The organism is Streptomyces sp. NPDC058375, assembly GCF_042723425.1.
GTDB classification, from domain to species: Bacteria; Actinomycetota; Actinomycetes; order Streptomycetales; family Streptomycetaceae; genus Streptomyces; species Streptomyces durocortorensis.
Window position 1 is genome coordinate 1 of record NZ_JBHXJG010000265.1, and the last position, 9,618, is coordinate 9,618.

Annotated in this window: 5 protein-coding genes and 1 pseudogene; 1 reads left to right on the plus strand and 5 read right to left on the minus strand. The window is 68.9% G+C overall.

Features of this window, described 5'->3' with window-relative positions; translation table 11 throughout:
* The 5 genes and pseudogenes from ACFWM7_RS29825 to ACFWM7_RS29845 all read right to left on the minus strand — a co-directional run.
* Positions 1–977 (minus strand): annotated as a pseudogene (locus ACFWM7_RS29825) (branched-chain amino acid ABC transporter permease); the annotation flags it as partial.
* Complete coding sequence (locus tag ACFWM7_RS29830; protein ID WP_383266383.1) at positions 977–1,906, minus strand: branched-chain amino acid ABC transporter permease; 930 nt, start codon at positions 1,904–1,906, stop codon at positions 977–979. The gene ACFWM7_RS29830 and the pseudogene ACFWM7_RS29825, both read right to left, overlap by 1 nt.
* A 114-nt stretch (positions 1,907–2,020) precedes the next feature.
* Positions 2,021–3,235 carry a branched-chain amino acid ABC transporter substrate-binding protein gene (locus ACFWM7_RS29835; RefSeq protein WP_383266392.1) on the minus strand — a complete coding sequence of 405 codons (1,215 nt, stop codon included), beginning with the start codon at positions 3,233–3,235 and terminating at the stop codon, positions 2,021–2,023.
* A gap of 639 nt (positions 3,236–3,874) precedes the next feature.
* Positions 3,875–4,345 (minus strand): PaaI family thioesterase, encoded by a 471-nt coding sequence (locus ACFWM7_RS29840; protein ID WP_383266385.1) that lies wholly within the window; start codon positions 4,343–4,345, stop codon positions 3,875–3,877.
* A 92-nt stretch (positions 4,346–4,437) separates the two neighbouring features.
* A complete protein-coding gene (locus ACFWM7_RS29845) occupies positions 4,438–6,732 on the minus strand; it encodes an FdhF/YdeP family oxidoreductase (protein WP_383266388.1) in 2,295 nt (764 codons plus the stop codon).
* Positions 6,733–6,860: 128 nt separating this feature from the next.
* Here ACFWM7_RS29845 and polA point away from each other — a divergent pair, with 128 nt between their 5' ends.
* Entirely contained in the window at positions 6,861–9,572 is a 2,712-nt protein-coding gene (polA, locus tag ACFWM7_RS29850; protein WP_383266390.1) for a DNA polymerase I, read from the plus strand.
* Positions 9,573–9,618: the final 46 nt, after the last annotated feature.

Here is a 9,618-nt window from a genome sequence, read left to right on the forward strand (position 1 = left end):
ACCAGGGCGGCGGCGTAGGCGCCGACGCCGAGGAAGGCGACGTATCCGAGGTCGAGGAGGCCGGCGAGGCCGACGACGACGTTGAGGCCGAGTGCCACGGTCGCGAAGATGAGGATGTTCGCGCCGATGAGGGCGTACTGCTCGTTCTGCTGGGTGAAGGGGAAGCAGAACGCCGCGACGAGTGCGGCGGCCAGGGTGACGTTGCGGTGCTTGGTGGTCAGCCGGGTGATGCGGGCGATGAGCCCGGCCCGGGTGAGAGCCGCGAAGCCGAACGCGACGCTGATGAGGTAGCCGATGAACAGCTGGGCGTACTCGGTGTCGATGCCGTACGTGAAGACGTAGAGGGCGACGCCGAAGGCTCCGGCGATGATGAGGATCTCGGCCCAGTTGGGGAGTTCCTTGGCACGTCGGATCTCGCGGGGGTTGGAGCCGAGGCGGATGTAGCGCCAGAGCGGGTAGACGACTGCACCGGTGATGATGCTGAGGCCGATGAAGGTCGGCCAGCTGAACTGGGGCAGGGACGCCTTGGTCTGGCGGTCGAGTGGCAGTCCGAGGGCAGCGATCACGGTGAGAAGTGAGACCGCCATGGCGACGAAGCCGCCAGGTTCGAGGTTGGCCAGGCCGCCGAGTTCCACGGCGATGGCGATGGTGGTGAACCAGGTGGTGGCGAAGGTGCCGAGGGCGACGAGGAAAGTCGAGTTGTTGCTCTGGGCGGGGTTGATCCAGCCCAGCCCTCGTACGCCGTATCCGGCGGTGGCGAAGAGAAGGGTGAGTACCGCGCTGATGAGGGTGAGGACCTGGAGGCCGCCGGGGTACCCGTAGACGGTGAGGTTGCCGGGGAAGGCGTCCGTGTAGGTCCATGCGAGGAAGGTGGAGGCGACTGTGAGCGCTGCGCCGGCGACGGTGGCCGCGCGGGCGGCTGCCGTGGGGATCGCGATGACCGGGGTCGTCTCGGTGGTGTTGATCGTCATGGTCATCACGCCCGATCCGCGACGCGTTCGCCGAGCAGGCCCTGGGGGCGTACGAGGAGGACGATGATGAGGAGGGCGAAGGCCCATACGTCCTTCCAGGCGCCGCCGCCGAAGAGTTCCATGCCGGGGACTTCGCTCATGTAGCCGGTGGCGAGAGCTTCGGCGACGCCGAGGACGATGCCGCCGAGCATGGCGCCGTAGATGTTGCCGATGCCGCCGAGGACGGCCGCGGTGAAGGCCTTGAGGCCCATGATGAAGCCCATGCGGAAGCCGATCTGGCCGTTCTTGAGCCCGTAGGCGACGGCGGCGACGGCGGCGAACGCGGCACCGATGGCGAAGGCCATGACGATGATGCGGTCGGTGTTGATGCCCATGAGCTTGGCGGTGTCGGGGTCCTGCGAGGTGGCCTGCATGCCGCGGCCGGAGCGGGTCTTGGAGACGAAGAGGCCGAGGGCGAGCATGCACAGGGGGGCGACGATGAGGACGAAGACGTCGCCGCGCTGGATGGTGGCCCCGAGGACGTCGAAGGCCTCACCTTCGAACTGGGGGAAGGAGCGGTCCTTCGTGGCGTTGGGGTACCACATCCAAACCGCTTGCTGGAGGGCGAGGGAGAGCCCGATGGCGGTGATGAGTGGTGCCAGGCGTGGTCCGCCGCGCAGGGGCCGGTAGGCGAAGCGTTCGGCGGCCATGCTGATGGCGACGGCGGCTATGACACCGCCGACGATCATGAGGGGTATCGCAGCGATGAGGGAGAATCCGGACGGAAGCCCGAGGTAGACCGTGAGGGCTCCGAAGCCCCCGATCATGAAGATCTCGCCGTGTGCGAAGTTGATGAGCTGGATGATTCCGTAGACCATCGTGTAACCGATCGCGATGAGACCGTACATCGCGCCGAGGATGAGTCCGTTGGCCAGCTGTTGCGGCAGTTCGTTCACCGCAGGGCCTCCGTGGAGTGGTTCGGATATGGCACCGCGCGGGAGGGCTCGTAACGCTCCCGCGCGGTCTGGTTGCTTTGTGTGAGGGGTGGCGGGCGGCCGCCCGGCCGGTGGTTACTCGACGGTGCCGCTGGTCTTGGAGACCCACTTGCCGCCGGTGACCTGGTAGGCGGTCATCAGGGTGTTGGTGGTGTCGCCGAACTCGTCGAAGGAGACGGGGCCGGTGACGCCCTCGAACTTGACCTTGTCCATGGCCTCGAGGACCTTGGCGCGGCCGTCGTCCGCGGGGATCTTGCCGTCGTTGTCGGCGGCGACGATCTTGACGGCCTCGATGATGGCCCAGGTGGCGTCGTAGGTGCCGCCGCCGTAGGCCTCGTAGGCGTCCTTGTAGCCGGCCGTCTTGTAGTCCGCGATGAACTTCTTGGCGGATTCGAGCTCCTCGACGGGCTTGCCGACGGAGGTGGCGATGTCGCCCTCGGACTTCTTGTTCAGCTTGATGAAGTCGGCGCTGTACATGCCGTCACCGCCCATGAGCGGGATCTTGACGCTGTCCTTGATCTGCTGGCTCAGGGGGGCGCCGGCGGGGTACTCGCCGCCGTAGTAGACGGCCTTGGCGCCGGAGCTCTTGACCTTGGTGGCGACGGAGTTGAAGTCGCGGTCCTCGGGGTTCACGTGGTCGGTGCCGACGATTTTGCCGCCGAGCTCGGTGAACGTCGCCTTGAAGGAGGCGGCGAGACCGGCGCCGTAGGGCTTCTGGTCGTCGATGAGGTAGACGTCCTTGATCTTCGCGGTCTCGAAGAGGTACTTGGCCGCGAAGGCGCCCTGGATCTGGTCCGTGGTGGCGGTGCGGAAGTAGGAGGCGTAGGGGCGCTTCTTGTCGCCCTTCTTCCAGTCGTTGCCCTGGGTCAGCTCGGTGCCGGTGTTGGCCGGGGAGACCTGGGTCAGCTTGGCGTCGTTGAGCGGCTTCTGCATCGACTGGGCGACGCCGGAGTTCAGCGGGCCGACGACACCGAGGACCTCTTTGGTGTCGATGAGCTTGACGGCGTTCTGCTGGCCGACGGAGGGCTGTGCCTGGTCGTCGAGGGCCTGGAGCTTGAAGGTGACGCCGGGGACGGTCTTGTCCTTGTTGGCCGTGTTGACGGCGAGTTCGGCGGAGTTCTTGATGCCGAGGCCGAGGGCGGACAGGTCGCCGGTCAGGGGGGCGTCGAGGCCGATGACGACCGTCTGGTTGCCGCCGCCGCCGTCGCTGCTGTTGTTGCTGTCGTCGCGCGAACCGCAGGCGGTGAGCGTCAGTGCTCCGGTGGTGAGCACTGCGGTGAGTATGAGCAAAGAACGGTGTCGCACGAGAGGGTCCTTTCCCTGGCGCGGCGCTCCTCGGGCATGAGGTGCCGTGATCATCGCCGGGCCGTACTGGGGTGGTACAGGGCCGTGCAGCAGACGCGCCCGGCGGCGCGGTGACTGGCCGTGACTCTAAGCGCAGGCGGGGGCCATAGGGATGGGTCGGCTGCGGATGTGACTCTCTTGTTATGCCCTTGAGCAAGGCTTGAGGTTCCTGTGAGGGGATGTGCGGGTTTCGCCTGGACTGGGCATTGCCCACATGGTGAGAACGCGCAGCTCTGCTAAGGGGCTTGGGGTGATCTTGGTGCTGTCGCGCGGGCCGGGGCGCGAGGGTGGCGGGGGAGGTGGGCCGGGGTGCGGGAGGGTGGGGGTGCCGGGCTTTTCGTGCATTGCGCAAACGTTACGCAGTGTTACATGTGTGGGATATGTGTGCTGCGCTGCGGGGCCGGTGTCGCTGTTGAAGCAGGTCATGGAACGGGTGCGGCCGTCAAGGGTGTTGACCGTGCGTTTCCATCAACTTCCGGTGACCGCATCGGATATGGGGATGGGCGATCCGGAATGCGGTGCGGTCGCAGACGGCGAACGGCCCGCCGGTGGAGGCCGGCGGGCCGTTCGCGTGCTGTGACGGGGTCAGCCCGCTTCGGGCTTGGGGGCGTCGCGCAGCAGGCAGGTGAGGCGTGCGGTGCAGACCCGCTTGTCCTGTTCGTCGGTGATGACGATTTCGTACGTGGCGGTCGAGCGGCCGCGGTGTACAGGGGTGGCGACGCCGGTGACGAGGCCGCTGCGGGCGCCGCGGTGGTGGGTGCAGTTGAGGTCGACGCCGACGGCGATCTTGGTGGCGCCGCCGTGGAGCATGGAGCCGATGGATCCGAGGGTCTCGGCGAGGACGGCGGAGGCGCCGCCGTGCAGGAGGCCGTAGGGCTGGGTGTTGCCTTCGACGGGCATGGTGCCGACGACGCGGTCGGCGGCGGCCTCGATGATCGTGACGCCCATGCGTTCGCCGAGGTGGCCGGCGGAGAAGAGGGCGGGCAGGTCGACGCCGAGTGCCGCGTACTCGTCGATGACTTCCTGCGGGAAGAGGGGTGCGGTGTGCTCGCCCATGGGTCCGGCTCCGTTCGTCTGCTGCGCTGGTTCGTTGCTGTCTGCACTGTTCTTATCAGACGGCTGAGCGGACGCTTAGGGGGCGACGGTTTTCAGTCGCTGCCGGGGGTGCTTCCAGTGTTCTCGAAGCGGATGACGACGGACTTGCTGGCCGGGGTGTTGCTGGTGTCGGCCGTGGAGTCGAGGGGGACCAGGACGTTGGTCTCCGGGTAGTAGGCGGCGGCGCAGCCCCGGGCGGTGGGGTAGTGGACGATGCGGAAGCCCTCGGCGCGGCGCTCGACGCCGTCCTTCCACTCGCTGACGAGGTCGGTGTACGCGCCGTCGGCGAGGTCGAGGGCGGCGGCGTCCTCGGGGTTGACCATGACGATGCGGCGGCCGCCCTTGATGCCGCGGTAGCGGTCGTCGAGGCCGTAGATGGTGGTGTTGTACTGGTCGTGGGAGCGCAGGGTCTGCAACAGGAGCCTGCCGTCGGGGAGTTCGGGGTACTCGACGGGGGCGGCGGTGAAGTTGGCGCGGCCGGTGGCGGTGGGGAAGCGGCGTTCGTCGCGGGGGGCGTGGGGGAGGGCGAAGCCGCCGGGGTGGGCGGCGATGCGGGTGTTGAAGTCCTCGAAGCCGGCGACGACGCGGGAGATCCGGTCGCGGATGGTGGCGTAGTCCCGTTCGAACTCCTCCCACGGTGTACGGGATGTGGCGCCGAGGACCGCGCGGGCGAGGCGGGCGACGATGGCCGGCTCCGAGAGCAGGTGGGGGCTCGCGGGGGTGAGGTTGCCGCGGGACGCGTGGACCATGCCCATGGAGTCCTCGACGGTGACGAACTGCTTGCCGCCCGCCTGGACGTCCTTGTCGGTGCGGCCCAACGTCGGGAGGATCAGGGCGCGGGCGCCGGTGACGGCGTGGGAGCGGTTGAGCTTGGTCGAGACGTGGACGGTGAGGCGGGCGCGGCGCATCGCGGCCTCGGTGACGGCGGTGTCGGGGGTGGCGGCGACGAAGTTGCCGCCCATCGCGAAGAAGACCTTGGCCTCGCCGTCGCGGAGGGCCTGGATGGAGCGCACCACGTCCATGCCGTGGTGGCGCGGCGAGGTGATGCCGAACTCCTTGTCGAGGGCGTCGAGGAAGGCCGGTGCGGGGCGTTCGAAGATGCCCATGGTGCGGTCGCCCTGGACGTTGGAGTGGCCGCGCACGGGGCAGACGCCGGCGCCGGGACGGCCGATGTTGCCGCGCAGGAGGAGGAAGTTGACGACCTCGCGGATGGTGGGCACGGAGTGCTTGTGCTGGGTGAGGCCCATCGCCCAGCAGACGATGGTGCGCTCCGAGGCGAGGACGAGGGCGAGGGCCTGTTCGATCTCGGCGCGGGTGAGGCCGGTGGCCTTCAGCGTCTCGTCCCAGTCGGCTGCTTCGGCGGTCTTGGCGAACTCTTCGTAACCGTGGGTGTGTTCGGTGACGAAGGCGGTGTCGACGGCGCCCTCGGTGGCCAGGATCAGCTTGTTGAGGAGGCGGAAGAGGGCCTGGTCGCCGCCGATGCGGATCTGAAGGAAGAGGTCGTTGAGCGGGGTGCCCTTGATCATGCCGTGCGGGGTCTGGGGGTTCTTGAACCGCTCCATGCCGGCCTCGGGAAGCGGGTTCACCGAAATGATCTTCGCTCCGGACTGCTTGGCCTTCTCCAGGGCGGAGAGCATCCGGGGGTGATTCGTGCCGGGGTTCTGTCCGGCGACGATGATCAGGTCGGCCTGGTGGATGTCCTCCAGGGAGACGCTGCCCTTGCCGATGCCGATGGTCTCGCCCAGCGCCGAGCCGGACGACTCGTGGCACATGTTGGAGCAGTCGGGCAGGTTGTTGGTGCCGAACTCGCGGGCGAAGAGCTGGAGGAGGAACGCGGCCTCGTTGCTGGTGCGGCCCGAGGTGTAGAAGAGCGCTTCGTCGGGGGAGTCGAGGGCGGTCAGCTCCTCGGCGATGATCGCGAAGGCGCGTTCCCAGGTGACGGCCTCGTACCGGTCGGCGCCCTCGGGGAGGTACACCGGCTGGGTGATCCTGCCCTGCTGGCCGAGCCAGTAGCCGCTGCGCCCGGCGAGGTCGGCCAGGGGGTGCGCGGCGAAGAAGTCGGGGGTGACGCGGCGCAGCGTCGCCTCTTCGGCGACGGCCTTGGCGCCGTTCTCGCAGAATTCGGCGGTGTGCCGCTTGTCGCCCTCGGGCCAGGCGCAGCCGGGGCAGTCGAAGCCGTTCTTCTGGTTGACCTTGAGGAGGGTCTGCGCGGTGCGGCGCACGCCCATCTGCTGCTGGGCGATGCGCAGGGAGTGGGCGACGGCGGGCAGTCCGGCGGCGGCGTGCGGGGCCGGCTCGACCTGCGGGGCGTCCTGGACCGGGTCACCGGTCGGCGGCTTGGTGGCCATGTTGCTGCTCCCCTTCGAGCGCTCGTCCACGTGGCGAGGCGGTGCATGTCCTCACCATCGATCCTGTCACGGTCGCGCAAGGCCGTGCCCGGTCCGGATTGTCAGTGGGCCGTGGCAGGATCGGGGGCGTGGCTGAGACGGCATCGAAGAAGACGGCAGACAACCGACCGCGCCTGCTCCTCATGGACGGGCACTCCCTGGCGTACCGGGCGTTCTTCGCCCTGCCCGCGGAGAATTTCACGACGGCGGTGGGGCAGCCGACGAATGCCGTGTACGGCTTCATGTCGATGCTGGCGAACACCCTGCGTGATGAGGCGCCCACGCACTTCGCGGTGGCGTTCGACGTGTCCCGCAAGACGTGGCGGGCGCAGGAGTTCCCGGAGTACAAGGCGAACCGCTCCAAGACCCCCGACGAGTTCAAGGGGCAGGTCGAGCTGATCGGCGAGCTGCTGGACGCGATGCACGCGGACCGGTTCGCGGTGGACGGGTTCGAGGCGGACGACGTCATCGCGACGCTGGCGACCCAGGCCGAGGCGGCCGGGTTCGAGGTGCTGATCGTCACCGGCGACCGGGACTCCTTCCAGCTGATCACGGAGAACGTGACCGTGCTGTATCCGACGAAGGGGGTCTCCGAGCTGACCCGGTTCACCCCGGAGAAGGTCTTCGAGAAGTACGGGCTCACCCCGCAGCAGTATCCGGACTTCGCCGCCCTGCGCGGCGACCCGTCCGACAACCTTCCGGGCATTCCCGGGGTCGGTGAGAAGACGGCAGCGAAGTGGATCAACCAGTTCGGTTCGTTCGCGGATCTCGTCGAGCGGGCCGAGGAGGTCAAGGGCAAGGCCGGGCAGAATTTCCGGGACCACCTGGACGCGGTGAAGATGAACCGGGTGCTGACCGAGATGGTCCGTGACGTGGAGCTGCCGAAGTCCCCGGCCGAGCTGGAGCGTGCCCCGTACGACCGCACGGCGGTCACCGGTGTCCTGGACATACTGGAGATCCGTAACCCGAGCCTGCGTGAGCGTCTCCTCGCCGTGGACCCGGGGGCGGCGGAGGCCGAGCCGCCCGCGCCCGCCGCCGGGATCGAGCTGGACGGGGCCGTGCTCGGCTCCGGCGAGGTCGCCCCGTGGCTGGAGGCGCACGGCACGCAGGCGCTCGGCGTCATGACGGTCGACACCTGGTCGCTGGGGGCCGGCACGGTCACGGAGGTCGCGCTCGCCGCCGCGGACGGGGCCGCCGCCTGGCTGGACCCGACGCAGCTGGAGGTGGCCGACGAGCAGGCGTTCGCCGCCTGGGTCGCCGACCCGGCCCGGCCGAAGGTGCTGCACAACGCGAAGAACGTGATGCGGGTCTTTCCCGAGCACGGCTGGCAGCTCGAAGGCGTCACGATGGACACGGCGCTCGCCGCGTATCTGGTGAAGCCGGGCCGCCGTTCCTTCGCTCTGGACGCGCTGGCCGTGGAGTATCTGGGCCGCGAGCTGGCCCCGGCCGCCGCGTCGGACGGGCAGCTGGCCTTCGGCGCGGACGACCGGGCCGAGGCGGACGCCCTGATGGCGCAGGCCCGCGCCGTGCTCGACCTGGGCGACGCGTTCACGACCCGGCTGAAGGAGGTCAACGCGACCGAGCTGCTCCACGACATGGAGCTGCCGACCTCGATCCTCCTGGCCCGTCTGGAGCGGCACGGGATCGCCGCGGACCGGGCCCATCTGGAGTCCATGGAGCAGCAGTTCGCCGGGACCGTGCAGCAGGCGGTGAAGGAGGCGCACGCGGCGGTGGGCCGGGAGTTCAACCTCGGTTCGCCCAAGCAGCTCCAGGAGATCCTCTTCGGCGAGCTGGGTTTGCCGAAGACGAAGAAGACCAAGACGGGCTATACGACGGACGCGGACGCGCTGGCCTGGCTGGCCGCGCAGACCGAGCACGAGCTGCCGGTCCTCATGCTGCGCCACCGCGAGCAGGCCAAGCTCCGCGTCACCGTCGAGGGCCTGATCAAGACGATCGCCGCCGACGGACGGATCCACACCACGTTCAACCAGACGGTGGCGGCGACCGGCCGGCTCTCCTCCACCGACCCCAACCTGCAGAACATCCCCGTCCGCACCGACGAGGGCCGGGCGATCCGCAGGGGCTTCGTCGTCGGCGAGGGCTTCGAGACGCTGATGACGGCGGACTACAGCCAGATCGAGCTGCGGGTCATGGCGCACCTCTCCGAGGACGCCGGTCTGATCGAGGCGTTCACCTCCGGCGAGGACCTGCACACCACGGTCGCCTCGCAGGTCTTCGGCGTCGGGAAGGACGCCGTCGACGCGGAGATGCGCCGCAAGATCAAGGCCATGTCCTACGGCCTGGCGTACGGGCTGTCCGCGTTCGGCCTCTCCCAGCAGCTGAACATCGACCCCGCCGAGGCGCGGGTGCTGATGGACACCTACTTCGAGCGGTTCGGCGGGGTACGGGACTATCTCCACCGGGTCGTCGAGGAGGCCAGGGCCACCGGGTACACGGAGACGATCCTCGGCCGCCGCCGCTATCTCCCCGATCTGAACAGCGACAACCGCCAGCGCCGCGAGGCCGCCGAGCGGATGGCGCTCAACGCCCCGATCCAGGGCACCGCGGCGGACATCGTGAAGGTGGCGATGCTGCGCGTGGACAAGGCGCTGCGGGAGGCGGAGCTGACCTCGCGGATGCTGCTCCAGGTCCACGACGAAATCGTCCTGGAGATCGCGAAGGGCGAGCGGAAGCAGGTGGAGGAGATCCTGCGCCACGAGATGGCCCACGCCGTCGAGCTGCGCGCCCCGCTCGACGTCTCGGTCGGCGTCGGCAAGGACTGGGAGTCGGCCGCGCACTGAGTCACGGCACAGGAGCACAGGAGGGGCCCGCGACATGGTCGCGGGC

Bases quoted from the DNA above. Each gene is read 5' to 3' on its own strand.
- ACFWM7_RS29840 (WP_383266385.1), bottom strand. From the start codon at position 4,345: ATGGGCGAGCACACCGCACCCCTCTTCCCGCAGGAAGTCATCGACGAG.
- ACFWM7_RS29845 (WP_383266388.1), bottom strand. From the start codon at position 6,732: ATGGCCACCAAGCCGCCGACCGGTGACCCGGTCCAGGACGCCCCGCAG.